The following is a 22311-nucleotide window of genomic DNA, read 5'->3' on the forward strand; positions in this document are numbered from 1 at the left end:
TAAAATATGAGGCAACTTTAATCTGTTGCGGCATTGTTAATGTATCGTTTGTAGTGCTATATTTTGCTTGTAAATAATTAGAATGCTTGTATTGATGGCATCAATGCTTTAGGTGAATGTCATTGCTTTACGTTTTCACGGTGTGTGATGGACAATAGCGGGGATACCTAGAGACCCGACTCTTTTAATATTTCAAGGAGCAAAGAATGCTTATTCTGACTCGTCGAGTTGGTGAAACACTCATGATAGGCGATGAGGTAACAGTTACTGTATTGGGTGTCAAAGGCAACCAAGTTCGTATTGGTGTTAATGCCCCAAAAGAAGTTTCTGTTCACCGTGAAGAAATTTATCAACGGATCCAGGCTGAAAAGACTCAACCAGATAATCAATAATAATGAATAAGCGTCCAATGATTGATCACACAGCAAGAATGGGCGCTTGTCTTACTCACATTATTTCTAAAAATATCCTTTCGTTTTTTATAATTCTCTAGCATCAAACTCACTTTATTGTTTAGTCTTCGGTTTTCTTGTACGAAATCTTGTTTTCCTTTGTATGAAATATAGGCTAATCAATCCAGTGAGCTCATTTTTATTCACTTATAGAATAATTTTTTTTCTGTATTTTTGTTTCTAAAGTTAGTGTCATAAGGGCTGAAAAATATCTTTTTCGGTGTTAAACTAAGCATCTTGCTTGTGAAATGTGCAAACAGACAACGGAATGCAAAAAGTTTGGAAAAATTGTTTGACTTCTAAGTCTAGGAAAGTAATATGTGCGCCACACAGCAACGAGATGTTTGAAAAAACAAATCGTGTGTAACTAAAATATGGTGAGGTGGCCGAGAGGCTGAAGGCGCTCCCCTGCTAAGGGAGTATGCGGTCAAAAGCTGCATCGAGGGTTCGAATCCCTCCCTCACCGCCATTTTAGATTATGCATCCGTAGCTCAGCTGGATAGAGTACTCGGCTACGAACCGAGCGGTCGGAGGTTCGAATCCTCCCGGATGCACCATCTTTAACCCTATGAGAGAATCTGATGGGGTTTTGTTTTGGTTTTAGCAACCAAACAAAGCAGTAACTAAGAAGTTGATTTATAGAAGTAGAAGTTGATAAAGAAGTTTGAGAGAGCAGCACATCTTGCATTAAGTATGCATCCGTAGCTCAGCTGGATAGAGTACTCGGCTACGAACCGAGCGGTCGGAGGTTCGAATCCTCCCGGATGCACCATCTCTTAGCTAATAATTTAGCATATCAATAATACCTTTTAATTTAACTCAGAAAAGTTATTGAGAATGTATCGATTTCAAATCGAATGAATTTTGCATCCGTAGCTCAGCTGGATAGAGTACTCGGCTACGAACCGAGCGGTCGGAGGTTCGAATCCTCCCGGATGCACCATCTTTAAGAAACTCCTGATTCGAGATGTTTTTTTTGCCTAAAATTACCATTCATAAAATTAATTAAATCGTATTTTCTATACCTCTTTGATTTATTCCCTCATAAACCACACATCTAGACAGCGACAATTTATGTGATTTAAGCTAAAGTAATTGCCTTAATAAAATAAATTAACATCACAGGAGGGAGGTCGACTTGATCCCGGACGTATCGAAAGCGCTCTCATGGTTAGAGGCGCACCCAGAAACACTTAATGGTATTCAACGTGGTATTGAGCGTGAAACATTGCGTGTAACCCCCACAGGCGCAATTGCAGAGACCTTGCATCCAGAAGGGCTGGGAAAAGCTTTAACACATAAATGGATCACGACAGATTTTGCGGAGTCCTTACTCGAATTTATTACTCCTGTAGATAAAAGCATTAGCCATAATTTGGCTTTTTTGCGAGATTTACACCGCTATACAGCTCGTCACCTTCAAGATGAAAGAATGTGGCCGCTGAGTATGCCATGCTTTATTGAAAGTGAAGATAAAATCACTCTTGCGCAGTACGGCTCTTCTAATGTGGGGCAGTTTAAAACGCTGTACCGCGAAGGCCTTAAAAATCGTTATGGTGCTTTGATGCAAACGATAGCAGGGGTGCATTATAACTTCTCTTTGCCGATTGAATTTTGGCAAGCATGGGCGGGTATTGAAGACGAAGAAAGCGGTAAAGAAAAAATTTCTGAAGGCTATTTACGTCTAATTAGAAATTACTACCGCTTTGGTTGGGTTATTCCTTATCTATTTGGCGCATCTCCAGCTATTTGCGGCTCTTTTTTGAAAGATAGGGATACGACGCTATCATTTGATAAAACAGACTGTGGTACGTATTACTTGCCTTATGCGACATCATTACGCATGAGTGACTTAGGTTATACAAATAAATCACAAAGTGATTTAAACATCACATTCAATAAATTGGATGAATATGTAGAGAACCTGAAAAAAGCCATCCATAAGCCTTCAGCTGAATTTGAAAAACTGGGTGTAAAAAAAGACGGCAAATATATTCAACTAAATACGAATGTGCTGCAGATTGAAAATGAGCTCTATGCCCCAATACGGCCCAAACGCGTTCCTAAAGGCAATGAATCACCTTCTGACGCATTATTACGTGGTGGTATTGAGTACATTGAAGTCCGTTCACTTGATATCAATCCATTTAGTGCGATAGGCGTTAATGAAACGCAAGCTCGTTTTGTTGATCTATTCTTAATATGGTGTGTACTTGCTGATGCACCTGAAATGAATGCTCAGGAATTAGACTGTTGCCGTCAAAACTGGAATCGTGTCATTCTTGAAGGTCGTAAACCAGGCCAAGTCATTGGTTTCGGTTGTGGCAGCGAAGTTAAACCATTAGTTGACGTTGGGCAGCAATTATTTAATGACTTGATCCGTGTGGCTGAAGTGCTAGACACTTGTTGCGATGCAAAATATCAAGAAGTTTGTCACCAATTTGTTGCTATGTTTAAAGACCCAACTCTTACATATTCAGCGCTTGTTATGGATGAAATGTTAGAAAAAGGTATTGGTGGTTACGGGTTAGAATTAGCTGAAAAATATTTTGAACAGTTAGTGAACGAGCCGTATGAAGTGATAACTGAAGAGCAATTTGAGCAAGCACGATTAGCTTCAATAGCGAAGCAAGCGAAGATGGAACAAAGTGAGAGCGAAAGCTTTGAGGACTATCTACGCATTCATGCAGGACGCTAAAAGAAATGGCCACTCTAGGTGGCCAAAAAAAATCTCTTAGAGAATTAGGGATGATAACAAATTGCGCGTCTTTCAATAATTCAGACTCTGTATTTTCAAAATAGTTTCATTTATTTTAGAAAATATTTTTTATTTTCGAGGAGGTCACGAAATGCCATTATTAGATAGCTTTACTGTCGATCATACTCGCATGTCAGCACCTGCTGTACGTGTGGCAAAAACCATGAAAACACCAAGCGGTGATACCATCACAGTTTTTGATTTGCGTTTTACTGTACCAAATGAAGAAGCCATGACAGAAAAAGGGACGCATACTTTAGAGCACCTTTTTGCAGGCTTTATGCGTGATCACCTCAACGGAAATGGTGTTGAAATTATTGATATTTCACCAATGGGGTGCCGTACTGGTTTTTATATGAGCCTTATTGGCCAGCCAGATGAACTGCGTGTTGCTAATGCATGGAAAGCGGCAATGGAAGATGTTTTGCAAGTGAAAGACCAAAACAAGATCCCTGAATTGAATGTCTATCAGTGCGGTACATACAAAATGCACTCACTGGAAGAAGCCCAGCAAATTGCACGTAATGTTCTTGCATCAGAAATTGGTATCAATAAAAATGATGAATTAGCATTACCTGCAGAGAAACTTGAACAGCTACACGTTTAGTTTTTATCAAATATTCTCTATAAAAAGAGCCAATTAAGGCTCTTTTTATTTTATATGAGAATTAAATTGCAAGTTTATGACCAAATCAAAGGTCGGGGACTTGAGAACTGAATGTAAGAGGTGTGATCCTAACCTGTTTAACGATATTTTCATTCATCGCTAATACCTCGATAAGGTAATGCCCCACCACGATTTGCTCTTCAAGCTGTGGAATATCACCAATGACCTCTAAAACCATGCCATTAACCGTCCTAGGGCCATCTATGGGGAGATTCCAATCAAAAGCCTTATTCAGCTCACGAATATTAGCAGAACCGTCTACAAGAACGCTTCCATCACTTTGTGGCAAGACTTCTTCGGCTAAAGATGGCGACATCGAGGTTGTGAAGTCACCCACTATCTCTTCTAATATATCTTCGACAGTGATAAGGCCTTGAATTTCACCGTATTCATCAACAATGATCCCAAGTTTTTCTTTATTGTGCTGGAAGTTAACTAACTGAACATTTAATGGTGTACTGTTAGGAATAAAATAAATGTTATCTGCAGCTTTAATTAGGTTTTGCTTATTAAACTCACGTTTTTCCATCATAAGACGGTATGCTTCACGGACGCGTAAAATGCCAATAGAGTCATCAAGTGAGTCGCGATAAAGCACAATGCGGCCATGAGGGGAGTGCGTGAGCTGCCGAATGATTGATTTCCAGTCATCATTGACATCAATACCAACAATCTCATTCCTTGGCAGCATAATATCGCCAACAGTGACTTTGTCTAAGTCTAAAATTGAAATCAACATGTCTTGATTTCGGCGGCTAATTTTATGCTTTGATTCGTTAACAATGGTGCGTAGCTCTTCCTTATTAACCGCATCAGTTCTTGCGGTTAGTGACTTCACCCCAATGCAGCGTAACAGTAGCGCTGAAATAGTATTAAATGCCAAAACAATAGGCATCATGACTACTTGTAATGGTTTTAAGAGGTAACTACTTGGAAATGCGATTTTTTCAGGGTACAGCGCTGCCAGTGTTTTTGGCATGACTTCGGCAAAAATGAGGATCACAAAAGTCAGGATCCCTGTAGCCATAGCTACACCTGCATTCCCATATAATCGCATACCAATGATGGTCGCTAATGCGGAAGCGACTATGTTGATTAAGTTATTACCAATAAGGACTAGGCTTAACAGCTTATCAGGGTGTTTAAGAAGTTTTTCAACGCGGATCGCTGAGCGATTACCTTGTTTTGCTAAATGTTTTAACCGATAACGGTTTAGCGTCATCATCCCTGTTTCTGATGCAGAGAAATAGGCTGACATAAAAATTAAAACAATCAATATGATGATTAGCGTACTCGTGGACACATCATCCAAAACAAGTTTCCTTATATTGTGAAAGTCGTGGCTTTATTTGCGTCAAAATACCATAAACTCCTGTATTAAACGGTTACCAAAAAAAGCCATTGTTAAGATGATTGAGCCACCAACATGGAAAAATAGGACGCGCTTACCTCGCCATCCTCCATGGAAATGCCCCCAAAGTAGAGTGATATAAACAAACCATGCAATGACGGATAATACCGATTTATGGATATTTTCTTTATCAAAAATATTATCCATATAAATAAAGCCAGTACACAAGGTCAGAGTCAGCAAAATGACCCCAACTTGAGTGATGTGGAACATTTTACGTTCAATTACCATCATGGGTGGCATATCTGGACTAAATTTTAAGGTTTTGTTCTTTAGCTGATGGTCAATTAAAGCCACTTGTAATGCATATAAAGCAGCAATAAGGAGTGTCGCATAGCTCAACAAAGCTAGACCAATATGAACAAAAAGTGGTACTCGAGCTTCAAGATGCGTAATAAACTCACCGGGCATTAGCGTTGACAGCATCAAGTTAATAATGGCAAAACTATAGACTATAGGCGTTAAGTACCAAGCTTTTCCCCAGTAAGCGACAACAGTCATAATCACACACATGAGTAAGCTCACTGTTGAGCCTAAATTCAACAGAGTGAGGTTTTGTCCCTCGGCTTCACTGAAAATCAAAAATTTCAATGTAATAGCGTGAGTTACTAACGCAACAACGGCAAGAAAAAGCGCGAGGTGGCGGTAGAAAGGCTGTTTACGCACTTGGCCAGGGACGATCATTAACAGACTGACCATGTATGTACAAACTGCTATGACTGCAAATACGGGCATAGTATAGTGTCGTTTATCATTTTTAGTGGAAAGTTATTCATAGTATAACTTGTACGAGTGTAGGCTCCAACTATTGGACAGGCCAATCACAATATATTCATTGCTGATAGCATTTCATGCGTCTACTGCTTGGTTTGTATTATTAAATTCATGCCATAATAACCTGTATCATCTGTTTCAAACAGGGGGCAGCGAAAAAACTGCGGGCATGTTACAATGGGGCATTATTTTGCCGCGATTATTTTTAGTGTTGGTTTCCCTTCATCATTGTGAAGGTATTGATGCTTATAATTCAAGTTGTTAGGTAACACGCACTTGAAATTATCTGTATTAGCAACCAGATCAGGCTGACATCGGCCCATCAACAGAATTGAGCTAAGACATATGTTTGATAATTTAACTGACAGACTATCGCGCACGTTGCGCAATATCAGTGGGCGTGGGCGTCTAACTGATGAAAATATTAAAGAAACACTACGCGAAGTTCGCATGGCCTTGCTGGAAGCTGACGTTGCTTTGCCAGTTGTCCGTGAATTCATTCAAAAAGTTAAAGAAAATGCCGTTGGGCAAGATGTCAATAAAAGTCTAACACCTGGCCAAGAGTTCATTAAAATAGTTCAAAATGAACTGACTAGGGCGATGGGGGACGAAAACCATCAACTTAATTTATCCGCACAACCTCCTGCTGTCGTTTTAATGGCAGGTTTGCAAGGTGCAGGTAAAACGACCAGTGTTGCAAAATTAGGTAAGCTCTTAAAAGAAAAGCAAAAGAAAAAAGTATTAGTTGTCTCTGCTGACGTTTATCGCCCTGCAGCGATTAAACAATTAGAGACATTAGCTGAAAGTGTTGGAATTGACTTTTTCCCTTCAGAAGTACAAGAAAAACCCGCTGCAATTGTTCAAAAAGCATTAAAACACGCACAATTACAATTCTACGATGTGCTGTTGGTGGATACCGCAGGTCGCTTGCATGTTGATGAAGCGATGATGGAAGAAATCCAAGAAGTTCACCGTATTATTAAGCCAGTTGAGACCTTATTCGTCGTCGATGCGATGACAGGGCAAGATGCGGCAAATACAGCGAAAGCATTTAATGAAGCCTTACCACTGACAGGGGTTGTATTGACCAAGGTCGATGGTGATGCACGAGGCGGTGCGGCACTTTCAATTCGTGCGATTACGGGGAAACCTATTAAGTTCTTAGGTGTTGGTGAAAAAACTGATGCCTTAGAACCATTCCACCCAGAGCGCGTCGCGTCTCGTATCCTTGGTATGGGTGATGTGATTTCTCTGATTGAAGAGATTGAGCATAAAGTTGACCGTGATGAAGCTGAAAAGCTTGCTAAAAAACTTAAAACGGGAGATGGCTTTGATTTAAATGACTTTTTAAGTCAATTGAAGCAAATGCGTAATATGGGCGGCATGGCGAGCATGATGAGCAAAATGCCAGGAATGTCTCAGTTACCCGATGCCGTTAAGTCCCAAATGGATGATAAAATCACCGTTCGTATGGAAGCGATGATTAATTCCATGACACGTAAAGAACGTGAAAAACCGGAAATTATTAAAGGTTCACGAAAACGTCGTATTGCGGCAGGTTCGGGAACTACCGTGCAAGAAGTTAATCGCCTCTTAAAACAATTTGATGACATGCAACGCATGATGAAGAAAATGAAAAAAGGCGGTCTAGCCAAGATGATGCGCGGCATGAAGGGTATGATGCCACCGGGTTTTCCGGGGCGTTAAGCAATAAAGCCTCAAACAAAACGCACTTTTGATTGATTTTTGCGTCAAAGTGAGTAAACTTTTCGGGCTTTTTATATGACAGCCGGACTCTATCCCTCGATGGAGTCTGGTTGTTTTGTTAACTAATGAGGATGTTATGGTAACAATTCGTTTATCTCGTGGCGGCGCTAAAAAACGTCCGTTCTACCAAATCGTTGTGACTGATAGCCGCAATGCGCGTGACGGTCGTTTCATTGAGCGTATCGGTTTCTTCAACCCGATCGCTGCAGGTCAAGCAGAAGAACTGCGTTTAGACCTGGACCGTGTTGAGCACTGGGTTGGCTTAGGCGCAACTATTTCTGACCGTGTTGCACAACTGGTCAAACAAGCTAAGAAAGCAGCTTAATCTGTCGCGGTGGTAACAATGAGCAAGCAAACTAAACTACAGCCACCTGAAAACCCAATCGTATTGGGGAAATTAGGTGCAGCGTACGGTATTCGTGGTTGGCTCAAAGTTTTTTCGTCCACCGAACATGCTGAAAGTATTTTTGAGTATCAGCCTTGGTTTATCCAACGTTCAGGTCAATGGCAACACATTGAAATTGAAGATTGGAAACATCATAACAAGGATATCATTGTCAAGCTGAACGGGGTCGATGACCGCGATGCAGCCGCGCTTTTGACTAACTTTGAAATTGCGGTTGATTCAACCCAACTTCCTGAGTTAGAAAACGAATACTACTGGAAAGACCTGATGGGCTGCCAAGTAGTGACGTTACAAGGCTATGACCTTGGTACCATCACTGACATGATGGAGACCGGTTCAAATGATGTGCTGGTCATTAAGGCGAATTTAAAAGATGCATTTGGCATCAAGGAGCGGTTGGTTCCGTTTCTTGATGGGCAGGTTATCAAGAAAGTCGATCTCGATGCCAAACTTATTGAAGTGGATTGGGATCCTGGTTTTTAAATCTCCGGTTGAACGGTTTTGATAAGTGGGACGAAATTATGTGGATTGGTGTAATTAGCCTGTTTCCCGAAATGTTCCGCGCAATAACCGAGTACGGGGTAACTGGTCGGGCAGTGAAAAATGGCCTGCTAACATTTGAGTGCTGGAATCCGCGAGATTTTACTCACGATAAGCACAAAACTGTTGATGATCGCCCCTATGGTGGTGGTCCAGGCATGCTGATGATGGTGCAACCGCTTAAGGATGCAATCAACGCAGCAAGAACTGAGGCTGGTGAGGGTGCAAAGGTTATTTATCTTTCACCGCAAGGGCGCAAACTTAGTCAAGACGGTGTTTGCGAGCTGGCAACCAATGAGAAATTGATTCTTGTTTGTGGCCGCTATGAAGGCATTGATGAGCGTATCATTCAAACCGAAGTTGACGAAGAATGGTCAATCGGTGATTACGTTCTCAGTGGCGGGGAACTTCCCGCGATGGTGTTGATTGACTCAGTTTCACGGTTTATACCGGGAGTACTTGGTCATCAAGCTTCTGCTCAAGAAGACTCTTTTGCAGATGGTTTGTTAGATTGTCCGCACTATACCCGCCCTGAAGTGTTAGATGGCATGCAAGTTCCTGATGTTTTACTTTCAGGAAACCACGCTAAAATAGATAGCTGGCGCATGAAACAATCACTCGGCCGTACCTGGCTTAGAAGACCTGAGCTTCTGGAAAGCCTAGCTCTGACTGACGAGCAGAGGATGTTGCTGGCTGAATTCCAACGGGAATATCAGTCTGAGCAACAAATGAATCCAGACAATTAATTGTCTAAACATATCAGTTTACCTAGGGTAAGAGAGTTATTATGAGCAACATTATTAAACAAATCGAAGAAGAGCAGATGAAGCAGGACGTACCTTCATTCCGTCAGGGTGACACCGTGGAAGTTAAGGTATGGGTCGTAGAAGGCTCTAAAAAACGTCTGCAGGCATTCGAGGGCGTGGTTATCGCTATTCGTAACCGCGGTCTGCACTCTGCATTCACTGTTCGTAAAATTTCTAACGGCGAAGGTGTTGAGCGTGTATTCCAAACTCACTCTCCAGTCGTAGATAGCATTGCTGTTAAACGTCGTGGTGCTGTTCGCAGATCTAAACTGTACTACCTGCGTGAGCGTTCTGGTAAGGCAGCTCGTATTAAAGAGCGTCTGAACGCCAAGTAATACGCTTTCGCTACATCCGAAAGTTATGTTATGAGAGAGGCCCGCATTTGCGGGCCTTTTTATATTCGTCACTATATTCGTCATACTTCAAGCTGTGGCGTTGTTGTCTTCTCTCGGTTACTCGGGTCACATACTTATGTATGCTCCCCGAGATAACCTCGTTTGACGCCTAGCCACAACTCGAATTATTTTGAATATAGCTGAGAGAGTTTATTTCAAGTTGTAGCTATGTTGGCAGCACTCATTCGCACTAGTCACATGCTCCTAGCGTCTCATTCCTTTGCCGCCTTGCTACACCCCGAACTATTTAGAATATAGCTGAGAGATTAACATCTTAATCTGTAAATAAATATTTACTAAAAATTGGTGTTGAACTCTAATTTAAATATTATAAATGTTAATTTTATGTAAATTTATATATTTATCAATTCACTACTGTTGTGTAAGTAATATTTTACATGTGTGGAAATATTTTACATAAATGGATTGAATTGTTTACGATGCATGGTATGTTATTACTCATACACCCAAACACAATACGTAAATAATAAACTAAGCAAATATAAGCTAATAAGTAGGTAAAAAATGATCATGCAAAAAGATGTACTCAACAACGTGAATATTCAAGACGAGCAGGTATTAATCACTCCTGAGAGTCTGAAAGAGAAATATCCGCTGAGTCGCAGCAACCTGCATGCCATTGCGACATCGCGCCAAGTGATTGCTGACATTATTCATCAACGCGACCCTCGCTTACTCGTGGTATGTGGTCCTTGCTCAATCCATGATGTGGATGCCGCTATTGAATATGGTGAGCGCCTGAAAGTATTAGCCGAAGAATTAAGTGATAGCTTATATATTGTGATGCGTGTGTATTTTGAAAAACCTCGTACAACCGTAGGATGGAAAGGTTTGATTAGTGATCCATTTATGGATGGTTCTTTTGAAATGGAAAAAGGCCTACATATTGCTCGTGATTTGTTGACCAATTTAGTGAATATGGGGCTGCCATTAGCGACAGAAGCATTGGATCCTAACAATCCTCAATACTTAGGGGATTTATTCAGTTGGTCAGCCATTGGTGCAAGAACGACTGAGTCACAGACCCACCGTGAAATGGCATCTGGTTTATCTATGCCTGTTGGTTTCAAAAATGGAACCGATGGGAGTTTATCTACAGCGATTAATGCGTTAAAAGCAGCAGCGATGCCACACCGTTTTATGGGAATTAACCAATCTGGCCAAGTTTGTTTATTACATACCAAAGGTAATAGTAACGGACATGTCATTTTACGTGGTGGGAAAACGCCTAACTACAATGCTGAAGACATTGCGGCTTGTGAAGCGGAAATGAAAAAAGCAGGTTTAGAGCCGTCCCTTATGGTGGATTGTAGCCATGGAAACTCGAATAAAGATTACCGCCGTCAACCATTAGTTGTTGATTCTATTATTGAACAAATTATTAATGGTAATGAATCAATTACAGGTATTATGCTAGAAAGTCATATTAATGAAGGGAATCAAACATCTGAACAAGCCCGTGACACAATGAAATACGGTGTGTCAGTGACAGATGCCTGCATTAACTGGCAAACGACGGAAACGGTATTGCGTAAATTACATCAAGCATTGTTGCCTGCGCTTGAACAACGTGCGCAAAAATTGAGTAAAGTGAGCTGATCAAGGTATTGGTATGTCTGTTGAGTTATCCCATTTACGGGAACAAATTGATGAAGTTGATAAATCATTATTAGATTTATTAGCAAAAAGGCTGCAACTGGTTGCTGAAGTCGGTGAAGTGAAAAGTTTACATGGTTTACCGATTTATGTGCCTGAACGAGAAACAAGCATGTTGGCAGCACGTCGCACCGAAGCTGAGCGTATGGGGATCCCACCTGATCTGATAGAGGATATTCTAAGGCGGATCATGCGCGAATCTTACGCACGTGAAAATGATAAAGGGTTTAAAACACTGAACCCATCAGCTGGCCCAATTGTGATTGTAGGTGGTGATGGGAAAATGGGGCGGTTATTTCACCGTCTCCTTAATTTATCAGGCTATCAGGTTAAGACATTAAACGAAGATGACTGGGTACAAGCAGAATCTATAGTTGCTGGTGCGAGCGTCGTGATAGTTAGTGTACCAATACATTTGACAGTACAAGTCATCAACCAGCTGCCTAAACTGGATAAAAGCACGGTCTTGATGGATATCGCATCGATTAAGCAACAGCCATTAGAAGCGATGTTAGTAGCCCATGATGGGCCAGTACTTGGGCTTCACCCGATGTTTGGTCCTGATATTGGTAGTGTTGCAAAGCAAGTATTTGCTTACTGTAATGGCCGTGGCTCGGAGTCTTATCAGTGGTTTCTTGAACAGTTATTAGTTTGGGGGGCACGTTTGAAAGAAATCTCAGCCGAAGAGCATGATAAAAACATGAGCTTTATTCAGGCATTACGCCACTTTACAACATTTACTTACGGGCGAAATCTTGCTGAGGAAAATATCGATTTACAGCAATTACTTGATTTGTCATCGCCTATTTATCGTTTAGAGCTCGCGATGGTTGGGCGGCTGTTTGCTCAAGACCCTCAACTCTATGCAGACATTATTATGTCTTCAAATGAAAATGTTGAATTGATACGCAGATATCATCAATTGTTAGGTGATTCAATAGCGCTACTGGAGAAAAAAGATAAAGCGGAATTTATTCGCCAATTTAATCAAATTAGCCAGTGGTTCGGTGAAGATGCCTATCATTTTATGAAGGAAAGCCAATCATTACTGCAACGAGCAAACGATAATCGAAAATAATCATCCCGCCTTCTATCGTGTTTTATAGCGGTAGAGGGCTTTATTTTCCTGTTAATTTTTTGTTATCTTCTATATTCTTCTATTTCAGTTAATCTCACCAAGAATGTTTATTTAAAATAGGTAATTGTACTTATCTGTATAATTTCTATCGAATAATATGCTAATCAGATAAAAACTGAATTTATTCACTATCTAATTTCAAATTAATCAATTTTTAAAATCAATATTTATAAATCGATCGATTTATATGATAAAGATTTCACCTGTTTTACCGATAACACTACTCATTAAATGATGGTTAGCGTGGTAAATATATGTCTTTTAAAAATCTCAAAATTAGTATGAAGTTAACGGTAGCATTTGGTGGTTTTGTTGCGCTTATTATCCTAAGTTCACTTTTTTCTTTAGCCAATATGAACCGAGCTAATGATGGCATGAAACAAGTCCTGTATGAAAGTTATCCTATTGCCTCTACCGCAGGGCAAATGATGGATAACTTTTATTCTTTTATAGGGATCCAAGAGCTAATTTTACTTGATGATCGTGGTAGTGATAAACGCAGAGAAGAGTTGGCTAAAATTACATTAAAAATTAATGGATTGATGGAAAGCTTAGAAAATAACGTTACAGATGATCGCTCTAAAGAAGTCTTGGCTGATTTGCGTGTTATTCGCCAACAGTTTCATTCATCAATTACTCGCATCAATACCTTTTTATCAGAGAATAATCGCCAAGCTGCTATTGACGAAATGATGACTAAAACGTCTAGTATTCAACGTGATTATCGTGATCAAATTCAAACGTTAATGGCCATCCAAGATTTGGAAATGCAAGAAGTTGGCCGTAAAGTGAATGCGGATTATGAAAACAATAAACTATTACTAGCGGTGTTATCAATCTTGAGTATTGGCGCGGGCTGCGTAATGGGCTGGTATATTACGAACATTATCACAAGGCCATTGGAAAATGCGGTTAATTTCGCGCAGTCAATTGCTAATGGGGATCTGACTAAAGATATTCAGGTCACCTCAAAAGATGAAACGGGTGTATTGTTAAATGCACTTAATGATATGAAAGGGCACTTGCTGGAAATCGTTCAAGAGGTTCAACAAGGTTCTGAAAGTATTTCGGCAGCAGCAGGGCAAATTGTCGCGGGGAACCAAAACCTGGCGGCGCGCACCGAAGAACAGGCTGCATCAGTTGAAGAAACGGCCAGTTCAATGGAACAAATAACTTCAACCGTTCAAAACACGACTGAGCACACTCATGAAGCTAGCATGCTTGCAGACCAAGCGGCGATTATTGTACAAAACAATGGCGACATGATGAGTCAAGTAACGAATAAAATGCGTGCAATCAATGGATCATCATCACAGATGACAGAAATTATTAATCTAATAGACTCAATTGCATTTCAAACCAATATCTTAGCATTGAATGCATCCGTTGAAGCGGCAAGAGCCGGTGAACATGGGCGAGGCTTTGCCGTTGTTGCCGGAGAAGTGAGATTATTAGCACAAAAAAGTGCGGCTTCAGCGAGTGATATTCGTGGGTTGATTGAAAACTCATCGTCACAAACGCAAGAGGGTATGGAACTTGTTGAAAAAGCGACTCAGCAAATACATGGCATGGTTGATAGTGTAAAAGAGATGAATGCGTTACTACGTGAAATTGGGCAGGCTAGCCGTGAGCAAAGCGATGGAATTTCTCAAATCAATAGTGCAGTAGGGCAACTTGATTTAACCACACAACAAAATGCGAGTTTAGTTGAGGAATCTGTTGTCGCAGCGGACTCATTGAATGAACAGGCGTACCATTTGAAGGAACTAGTCAATTATTTCAGAGTCAAATCTTCGAATTATCAACCTGAAGTGAGAGCATAGTTTCAGTTTAGTAGGCTGCACTGAAAAAATGCAGCCTAATTATATTTTAATTAAGGCGTAATTTTTTCAGGTTCAACAGGAACCACATTTTCGGATGGGTAGCAGCCTAATATTTTAATTGACCTAGTAATTGTTGAAAGCTCTCTTAAAGCTTGTTGCATATTATCTGAACGTAAATTGGCATGCACATCAACATAAAACATCTCTTCCCATGGTTTTCCATTTATTGGGCGTGATTCTAACTTGCTCATGATTATCTTATTATTTTTCAAGATAACTAATGCATCAACTAAGGCACCAGCTTGTTGGCCAGTGGTCAGAAGCAGTGTTGTTTTAGCCGGTACTTGTTCAGTGACTTCAATTGGTTGTGGTGCAACAACAATAAAGCGTGTCATGTTAATTTGCTGATTAGCGAGATTATGCTCTATTACGCTTAAATCGTATAAGGCGCCACCGGCTTCACTTCCAAGTGCCGCGACACTCGGTGAGTTTTGGTCTGCGACCATTTGCATTGCAGTTGATGTGCTATCACAATATTTTATTTCCCAGTGTGGGAATTGTGCTAAGTATTGGCTGCATTGTTGGAAAGGCTGAGGGTGGCTATACACGGTTTTGATCTGGCTGAGATCGGTATTTCCTGTTGTTAAGAGGCAATGGTTAATTGGGAGCCGAATCTCTCCGACGATTGATAATGATGTATTTTGCAGTAAATCGTAAACATCGTTAATTGCGCCCGAACTGGTGTTTTCTATTGGTAAAATGCCATATTCCGCTTGCCCATTTTCAACTAATGAAAAAATATCTTGGAATTTATGGCAACTGCATTCAACTAGTTGGTCAAAATGACGGGCTGAGTACTGGCGTGCCGCAATGTGTGAATAAGAACCTTTCGGCCCTAAAAATGCGAAACGCGCGGTATCACTAGGGGTTAAATTTAAATGCTTTTGTAAAATAGCCTGTTGCGTAAGAACAGAGTCCTCAATAATCATCTGGAATAGGCGAGTGATATAAAAGCCATCAAGCCCTAGCGGTTTGCCTTTGTTGATTAAAACATCAAGAAGCTGGCGCTCACGGTCTTTATCACGAATAGGGCGGCTATCATCAATTTTTGTTTCAGCGACTTCAACAGCATAACCACGGCGCTTTGCTAAAAGATTTAGTAATTCACTATCCAGTTGACTTATTTTCTCTCTTACTTTTAATAAATTAGTGCTGTTTTCCATGCTGCCCACCCTGTTAATATCATGATATAAAAAAAGCCCCCTAGAGGGGGCTTTCTAATTTTGTCTTCTTTTCTTTCTCGAACGACAAAAGCCCCCAATTAGGAGTTGCTAAAGAAGAAAAAGAAAACAAAATTAAGATTCATATGAACACCTTTAGTCAGATTCAATTTAAATAAACCCGATACTCACTAAGAAGTCAATAGGTAAGGATCATAAACATAAAAAAACGCGCCCATGGTGAGCGCGTTTATAAGGTTCAAGATTAGTTGATAGATAATATAAAATTATAACGTAACAGTATTATTCGCTTCTTTTACACTATTATATGCTCTTCTTGATTCTCCTTTATGTTGCACTTTATTAAGTTGTCTTTCGAGTTTGTTAATTAGTTCATTAATTGCAACGTACATATCTTCATGCTTGGCACTTGCGACCAATTTTCCTGTCGCTGTTTTTATGTTGGCATCAACCATAAAACCTTGTGGCTCTTTTGATAATACGACATGCGTATTTATTAGAGATACTTGCCACTTATCGAGTTTTGTTAGACGGCTCTCAATGTGCTCACGAATCGCTGGGGTAATGTCCATTTGTTTGCTAGTAATGTTCACTATCATATAGTTACCTCTCATTGTTTCCGTCTTTGTTGGTTTCAGAATACCCGTTCTTGCTAAGAAAAAATTGATGTAGATCACATCTCATTCAGGGGAAGAGTAACAGCTATCTGAAGTGTGATTTCACATAAAAAAGGGGCGAAAAAGCATTGCCAAAATGAATGGATTAAGGGACACTGATTGAGTTGGCTAGGGGAACGGTAAATAGCCGGAACTTTTTTTGGGTTAAAATTAGTACCCTAAATGAGCAAGCAACTAAATCGCCGCTAGCAAAGAAAAACAGCAGCCATGGCTGCTGTTTTAGATCGCACGATGATATTATTGTGGGTTTGCAGCAATAATACTCGCAACTTTATTCGCTTCTTGGTTTAGCCCCATCTCATTATAAGCAATTTCCATGTATGCTAAGGCATTACGTGTTGCTTCTGTGTCTGGGTAGTCTTTTAGCATTTGTTGAACACGATTAACAACCGCGACATAAGCACCGCGTTTGTTGTAGTATTCGACAACAGAAAGGTCGAATTTCGCTAAGCGGTCTTTTAAGAAGACTAATCGCTTACTCGCATCATTGGAGTATAAGCTGTTAGGATAGTAGCGAACTAACTGACTGAAATCTTTGAATGCAACTCGTGCATGCTGTGGGTCTCTGTCTGAGCGGTCAATACCAAAGAGGCCTTGCAATAAGCTATCATCCAGAGCCATCGCGGTTAAGCCTCGCATATAGAGGACATAATCAATATTTGGATGAGTTGGGTTCAAACGCATGAAACGGTCAATTGCGGCTATCGCCATTGGCAGCTCTGCTGATTTATAATATGCATAAATCAGGTCTAATTGAACCTGCTGAGCATATGGACCAAATGGATAACGGTTATCAAGCGCTTCAAATTGTTTAATCGCTGCTTTAAAATTGCCGTCCTGTAATTTTTGCTGACCCGTTGCATATATTTCAGCAGGGGGGCTATCAGGGCTGACTTCAGGAGTGCTGGAACAGCCGACTAAAATCAGGCTCAACGTGGCTGCAGCCACCAGATTTTTCATACGTATCATCACGTGTAGGTTATCCTCTGAGTGTTTCGAGGGAGTCTATCCATAAGGCTCCCGGCAAAATTCGAGTTACAATAGCATATATTTTAAATGAAACGGCACTGCCGTCAAAATACAAACACCAAAAAGTAGATTAATTTATGGCTCAACAAGTACAACTTAGTGCAACTATCGCTGAATCACAGCTTGGTCAACGTTTAGATCAGGCTTTGGCCGAATTGTTCCCTGATTATTCACGTTCTCGCATAAAAGAATGGATTTTAGCTGATAGAGTGCAGGTTAATGGCAAAGTTATCAATAAGCCAAAAGAAAAAGTTTTTGGCAGCGAACAAATTTTAATCGACGCCCTCATTGAAGAAGAGAATCGCTGGGAACCACAAGATATCCCACTTAATGTGATTTATGAAGATGAAGATATCCTAATTATTAATAAACCGCGTGATTTAGTTGTCCACCCTGGAGCAGGAAATCCAGACGGTACAATTCTTAATGCGTTGTTATATCGTTATCCTGAAATTGCTGATGTGCCGAGAGCAGGTATTGTTCATCGTTTAGATAAAGACACGACAGGCTTAATGGTTGTCGCAAAAACAGTTCCAGCTCAAACACACCTTGTAGAAGCATTGCAACGTAGAGAAATTACGCGTGAATATGAAGCGGTTGCGGTCGGCCGTATGACAGCGGGTGGCATGGTAGAAGAACCTATCTCTCGTCATCCAACTAAACGAACCCATATGGCTGTGCACCCAATGGGCAAACCCGCTGTAACGCATTATCGTGTGATGGAACACTTTAGAGCCCATACTCGTTTACGTTTACGTCTGGAGACGGGAAGAACTCACCAAATTCGTGTTCATATGGCCCATATCAATCATCCATTAATTGGTGATCCTTTATACGGTGGCCGCCCGCGCCCACTAAAAGGGGCGACCGAAGAATTTTTAGAGGTCATGCGTAATTTTGATAGGCAAGCACTGCATGCCACCATGTTACGCTTATATCACCCAATCTCAGGTATTCAAATGGAGTGGCATGCACCGTTACCTGATGATATGGTTAAGCTTATAGAAGCTCTAAAAGCAGACACTGAACTGCATAAAGACGATATGGACTGGTAATGAATACATTGATTTTCCCTGATTGGCCGCAACCTAAAAACATAGCTAGCTGTAGTACAACTCGAGTGGGTGGTGTGAGCCTGCCACCTTTTGATAGCTTGAATCTAGGTGATCATGTTGGGGATATACCCAATGCCGTCAGTGAAAATCGTCAACGCCTTGAGGCGCTTGCTCAGCTACCACAACAACCAGTTTGGCTTGAGCAAGTTCATGGAACGGATGTGCTTCAGCTTGTTGGTGATAAAATTCATAATAGGCAAGCGGACGCCGTGTACAGTAATCAGGTTGGCCAAGTTTGTGCCATTATGACTGCGGATTGCTTGCCTGTGTTATTGACTAATCAAGCAGGAACGGAAGTGGCAGCAGCCCACGCAGGGTGGCGCGGGCTATGTCATGGGGTTCTTGAAAATACAATCAATCAATTTATTAGCCCTGCAAATGAAATTATCGCTTGGCTTGGCCCCGCTATTGGTGCTGAGAAATTTGAAGTCGGTAAGGAAGTCAAAGAGGCTTTTGTTAATCAATCATCTGATTTAGCCTCTGCTTTTGTTCCTTATAATGATAAATATCTCGCTGACATTTATTTATTAGCACGTAAAAAACTACGGGCTGCTGGCGTAACGAAGGTCTATGGTGGTGATTTTTGTACAGTAACAGATGAAAACAGATTTTTTTCCTATCGAAGGGAAGGAAAAACCGGCAGGATGGCTTCATTGATATGGATAAATACCTAGTATTGGGGTTTTGTTCTAAATTAACGGATATATCAAAAATAATTCCTTGCAAAACTTGAATATTTAAAAACTGACCTCATCTAGTATCCAGTAGCAAATTTAATCTCATTTATTGGAGGTGTTATGCGTCTGGACCGTTTAACTAATAAATTCCAGCAAGCTCTCGCTGACGCCCAATCACTAGCCCTTGGGCGCGAAAACCAGTTTATTGAACCTATTCATCTATTAAGTGCCCTGTTTAATCAAGAGGGTGGCACAGTTCGTCCATTGCTGACGACGTTAGGCGTGAATGCCGTACAATTCCAGCAAAAAGTCGAAGATGCATTAGGGCGTTTACCTCAAGTGCAAGGTGTTGCGGGAGATGTTCAACCATCAAGTGACTTAATGCGTCATTTGAATTTATGTGATCAGTTGGCACAAAAGCACGGAGATGAATTTATCTCCTCAGAATTATTTCTTGTCGCCGCTTTAGAAGCCAATACGACATTAGCAGACATGCTCAAAGCAGCAGGTGTTAATAAAGATAATTTAAAAAAGGCAATAGAACAGATGCGTGGTGGAGAAAAAGTGAATGACCAAAGCGCTGAAGACCAGCGTCAAGCCTTGAAAAAATATACGGTTGATTTAACTGAACGTGCAGAGCAAGGCAAATTAGACCCAGTAATTGGTCGAGATGAAGAAATACGTCGGACCATTCAAGTACTGCAACGTCGTACTAAAAATAACCCTGTGCTGATTGGTGAACCAGGTGTAGGTAAAACAGCAATTGTTGAAGGGTTAGCACAACGTATTGTTAATGGTGAAATTCCAGAAGGGTTAAAAAACAAACGTGTATTATCCCTTGATATGGGGGCGCTGATTGCGGGTGCGAAATATCGTGGTGAGTTTGAAGAGCGTCTGAAAGCTGTTCTAAATGATCTTGCCAAACAGGAAGGTAACGTCATTCTGTTTATTGATGAATTACACACCATGGTTGGTGCAGGTAAAGCAGATGGTGCGATGGATGCGGGTAACATGTTAAAACCTGCGTTGGCTCGCGGTGAATTACACTGTGTTGGCGCTACCACATTGGATGAGTATCGCCAATACATTGAGAAAGACCCTGCATTAGAGCGTCGTTTCCAAAAAGTGTATGTGGCTGAGCCATCCGTTGAAGACACAATTGCTATTTTACGTGGTTTAAAAGAACGTTATGAACTGCATCACCACGTGCAAATAACTGACCCTGCGATTGTGGCAGCGGCAACGTTATCGCATCGCTATATTACTGACCGTATGTTACCCGATAAAGCGATTGATTTAATTGATGAAGCGGGTGCAAGTTTACGTATGCAAATGGATTCGAAACCTGAATCCTTAGATAGGCTGGAACGCCGTATTATTCAGCTCAAACTTGAACAGCAAGCGCTGAAAAAAGAATCGGATGATGCAAGTAAAAAACGTCTTGAGATGTTAGAAGAAGAGCTCGCAGAGAAAGAACGTGAGTACTCTGCGTTAGAAGAAGAATGGAAAGCTGAAAAAGCATCATTAACAGGTACTCAGCATATTAAAGCTGAACTTGAAAATACACGTATCGAGATGGAAAAAGCACGCCGTATGGGTGATTTGGCAAAAATGTCCGAATTGCAATACGGTAAAATTCCAGAATTAGAGAAACAGCTTGAAGCGGCAACCAAAGCTGAAGGCAAAAGCATGAAACTGTTACGTAATAAAGTAACAGATGTCGAAATTGCTGAAATCTTAGCTCGTTGGACTGGCATCCCTGTATCTCGAATGCTAGAAAGTGAAAGAGAAAAGCTGTTACGTATGGAACAGCAACTCCATCAGCGTGTTATTGGACAAGATGAAGCGGTAGTTGCAGTATCGAATGCAATTCGTCGTAGTCGTGCAGGGTTATCAGACCCGAACCGCCCAATTGGCTCGTTTATGTTCTTAGGGCCAACAGGGGTAGGTAAAACTGAATTGTGTAAAGCGTTAGCAAATTTCATGTTTGATAGCGATGATGCAATGGTTCGTATCGATATGTCTGAATTTATGGAAAAACATGCGGTATCACGTTTAGTGGGTGCACCTCCAGGGTATGTCGGTTACGAAGAAGGTGGGTATTTAACTGAAGCGGTTAGACGTCGTCCATATTCAGTCATTTTATTGGATGAAGTTGAAAAAGCACACCCTGATGTTTTCAACATTTTATTACAAGTGCTTGATGACGGGCGTTTAACGGATGGACAAGGTAGAACAGTAGACTTCCGTAATACGGTGATTATCATGACATCTAACTTGGGTTCTGACTTAATCCAAGAAAGATTTGGCATGATTGGTTACTCAGAAATGAAAGATATGGTGATGGAAGTGGTATCCCATAGTTTCAGACCTGAATTTATTAACCGTATAGATGAAGTTGTTGTATTCCATCCATTAGGTAAAGAGCAAATTACGAATATTGCCAATATTCAATTGGCTCGTTTATATAAACGTCTTGAAGAGCACGGTTATGAAGTTAGTGCGACACCTGCTGCACTGGAGAAAATTGGGGAGGCTGGTTTTGACCCAATCTTCGGAGCAAGGCCATTGAAACGCGCAATTCAGCAGGAAATTGAGAACCCTCTGGCACAAGAAATCTTGTCAGGTAAGTTATTACCAGGTAAACCTGTCGTTTTAGATGTAGAAAATGACGAAATCGTTGCTAAACAGTAATTGATATTATTGTAAAATCAAAAGGTGGCTATTGTTAGCCACCTTTTTTATATCAAATTACGTATAAAATCACTTTTTTTGCTTGATAATTGGGCGTAAAGTATAAAATATCACCACTTGAGATTTTTTTTCAAAAAAACACTTGCCAGATTTTTCTGACTCCCTATAATGCGCCACCACTGACCGGGAACAAGACAACGCAAAGCGCGATGAACACTGAAACGGCAGCGAGAGATTCTGAAAAGAAAAAGCAAAAAATAGCTT

19 protein-coding genes, 4 tRNA genes and 1 other annotated feature are annotated in these 22311 nt (G+C 40.8%); of the genes, 18 read left to right on the forward strand and 5 right to left on the reverse strand.

Features of this window, described 5'->3' with window-relative positions:
* Positions 1-206 precede the first annotated feature (206 nt).
* The 7 genes from csrA (at position 207) to luxS (ending at position 3817) form a co-directional block, all read left to right on the forward strand.
* Positions 207-392, forward strand: a complete 186-nt coding sequence (gene csrA / locus P3L44_RS04555) for a carbon storage regulator CsrA (protein ID WP_004264815.1) — start codon at positions 207-209, stop codon at positions 390-392.
* 436 nt (positions 393-828) lie between these two features.
* Positions 829-921, forward strand: a tRNA-Ser gene (locus P3L44_RS04560).
* A gap of 11 nt (positions 922-932) precedes the next feature.
* Positions 933-1009: transfer RNA gene (locus P3L44_RS04565), tRNA-Arg, on the forward strand.
* 138 nt (positions 1010-1147) lie between these two features.
* Positions 1148-1224, forward strand: a tRNA-Arg gene (locus P3L44_RS04570).
* Positions 1225-1318: 94 nt separating this feature from the next.
* Positions 1319-1395: transfer RNA gene (locus P3L44_RS04575), tRNA-Arg, on the forward strand.
* 195 nt (positions 1396-1590) lie between these two features.
* Entirely contained in the window at positions 1591-3150 is a 1560-nt protein-coding gene (gene gshA / locus P3L44_RS04580; RefSeq protein ID WP_112307895.1) for a glutamate--cysteine ligase, read from the forward strand.
* 151 nt (positions 3151-3301) lie between these two features.
* Positions 3302-3817 carry an S-ribosylhomocysteine lyase gene (gene luxS / locus P3L44_RS04585; protein ID WP_004914042.1) on the forward strand — a complete coding sequence of 172 codons (516 nt, stop codon included), beginning with the start codon at positions 3302-3304 and terminating at the stop codon, positions 3815-3817.
* 85 nt (positions 3818-3902) lie between these two features.
* On the opposite strand, the gene P3L44_RS04590 is transcribed toward luxS, so the two are convergent.
* The gene (locus tag P3L44_RS04590) at positions 3903-5189 is read right to left on the reverse strand and encodes a CNNM domain-containing protein (protein ID WP_140172709.1); all 1287 of its coding nucleotides are present in this window, start codon (positions 5187-5189) and stop codon (positions 3903-3905) included.
* Positions 5190-5231: 42 nt separating this feature from the next.
* Entirely contained in the window at positions 5232-6023 is a 792-nt protein-coding gene (locus tag P3L44_RS04595) for an inner membrane protein YpjD (RefSeq protein ID WP_272662727.1), read from the reverse strand.
* A 384-nt stretch (positions 6024-6407) separates the two neighbouring features.
* On the opposite strand from P3L44_RS04595, the gene ffh reads away from it, so the two are divergent.
* The 8 genes from ffh to P3L44_RS04635 all read left to right on the forward strand — a co-directional run bounded on the left by ffh (position 6408) and on the right by P3L44_RS04635 (position 14614).
* Complete coding sequence (ffh, locus tag P3L44_RS04600) at positions 6408-7769, forward strand: signal recognition particle protein (protein ID WP_004914034.1); 1362 nt, start codon at positions 6408-6410, stop codon at positions 7767-7769.
* A gap of 136 nt (positions 7770-7905) precedes the next feature.
* A complete protein-coding gene (gene rpsP / locus P3L44_RS04605; protein ID WP_004264823.1) occupies positions 7906-8154 on the forward strand; it encodes a 30S ribosomal protein S16 in 249 nt (82 codons plus the stop codon).
* Between the two features lie 18 nt (positions 8155-8172).
* On the forward strand, positions 8173-8718 hold the full coding sequence (gene rimM / locus P3L44_RS04610; protein ID WP_004264824.1) for a ribosome maturation factor RimM: 546 nt from the start codon (positions 8173-8175) through the stop codon (positions 8716-8718).
* A 38-nt stretch (positions 8719-8756) separates the two neighbouring features.
* Positions 8757-9521, forward strand: coding sequence for a tRNA (guanosine(37)-N1)-methyltransferase TrmD (gene trmD, locus P3L44_RS04615; RefSeq protein WP_036958921.1), 765 nt, complete (start codon positions 8757-8759; stop codon positions 9519-9521).
* A gap of 41 nt (positions 9522-9562) precedes the next feature.
* Entirely contained in the window at positions 9563-9916 is a 354-nt protein-coding gene (gene rplS / locus P3L44_RS04620) for a 50S ribosomal protein L19 (protein ID WP_096864779.1), read from the forward strand.
* A gap of 585 nt (positions 9917-10501) precedes the next feature.
* On the forward strand, positions 10502-11596 hold the full coding sequence (locus tag P3L44_RS04625) for a 3-deoxy-7-phosphoheptulonate synthase (protein ID WP_140172708.1): 1095 nt from the start codon (positions 10502-10504) through the stop codon (positions 11594-11596).
* 13 nt (positions 11597-11609) lie between these two features.
* A complete protein-coding gene (gene tyrA / locus P3L44_RS04630) occupies positions 11610-12731 on the forward strand; it encodes a bifunctional chorismate mutase/prephenate dehydrogenase (protein ID WP_272662725.1) in 1122 nt (373 codons plus the stop codon).
* 314 nt (positions 12732-13045) lie between these two features.
* Entirely contained in the window at positions 13046-14614 is a 1569-nt protein-coding gene (locus P3L44_RS04635; protein WP_140172706.1) for a methyl-accepting chemotaxis protein, read from the forward strand.
* 50 nt (positions 14615-14664) lie between these two features.
* Here P3L44_RS04635 and pheA read toward each other — a convergent pair whose 3' ends face one another.
* The 3 genes from pheA to bamD all read right to left on the reverse strand — a co-directional run bounded on the left by pheA (position 14665) and on the right by bamD (position 17501).
* Positions 14665-15837 (reverse strand): bifunctional chorismate mutase/prephenate dehydratase, encoded by a 1173-nt coding sequence (gene pheA, locus P3L44_RS04640; RefSeq protein ID WP_004264832.1) that lies wholly within the window; start codon positions 15835-15837, stop codon positions 14665-14667.
* A 26-nt stretch (positions 15838-15863) separates the two neighbouring features.
* Positions 15864-15981: a sequence feature (Phe leader region), on the reverse strand.
* A 140-nt stretch (positions 15982-16121) separates the two neighbouring features.
* Positions 16122-16454 carry a ribosome-associated translation inhibitor RaiA gene (raiA, locus tag P3L44_RS04645; RefSeq protein ID WP_036958924.1) on the reverse strand — a complete coding sequence of 111 codons (333 nt, stop codon included), beginning with the start codon at positions 16452-16454 and terminating at the stop codon, positions 16122-16124.
* 315 nt (positions 16455-16769) lie between these two features.
* Positions 16770-17501 carry an outer membrane protein assembly factor BamD gene (gene bamD, locus P3L44_RS04650; protein ID WP_272662740.1) on the reverse strand — a complete coding sequence of 244 codons (732 nt, stop codon included), beginning with the start codon at positions 17499-17501 and terminating at the stop codon, positions 16770-16772.
* A 137-nt stretch (positions 17502-17638) separates the two neighbouring features.
* Between bamD and rluD the strand changes: the two genes are divergently transcribed.
* From rluD to clpB, 3 genes are all read left to right on the forward strand, one after another.
* The gene (gene rluD, locus P3L44_RS04655) at positions 17639-18616 is read left to right on the forward strand and encodes a 23S rRNA pseudouridine(1911/1915/1917) synthase RluD (RefSeq protein WP_272662724.1); all 978 of its coding nucleotides are present in this window, start codon (positions 17639-17641) and stop codon (positions 18614-18616) included.
* Positions 18616-19350: a purine nucleoside phosphorylase YfiH gene (gene yfiH / locus P3L44_RS04660; RefSeq protein ID WP_004264837.1), complete on the forward strand. Its 735-nt coding sequence runs from the start codon at positions 18616-18618 to the stop codon at positions 19348-19350. The genes rluD and yfiH overlap by 1 nt, the downstream gene beginning before the upstream one ends.
* Positions 19351-19473: 123 nt before the next feature.
* A complete protein-coding gene (gene clpB, locus P3L44_RS04665; RefSeq protein ID WP_094962020.1) occupies positions 19474-22047 on the forward strand; it encodes an ATP-dependent chaperone ClpB in 2574 nt (857 codons plus the stop codon).
* The last annotated feature ends 264 nt before the right edge of the window (positions 22048-22311 follow it).

The sequence above is a fragment of the Providencia sp. PROV175 genome (genome assembly GCF_032707045.1).
Classification (GTDB): domain Bacteria; phylum Pseudomonadota; class Gammaproteobacteria; order Enterobacterales; family Enterobacteriaceae; genus Providencia; species Providencia hangzhouensis.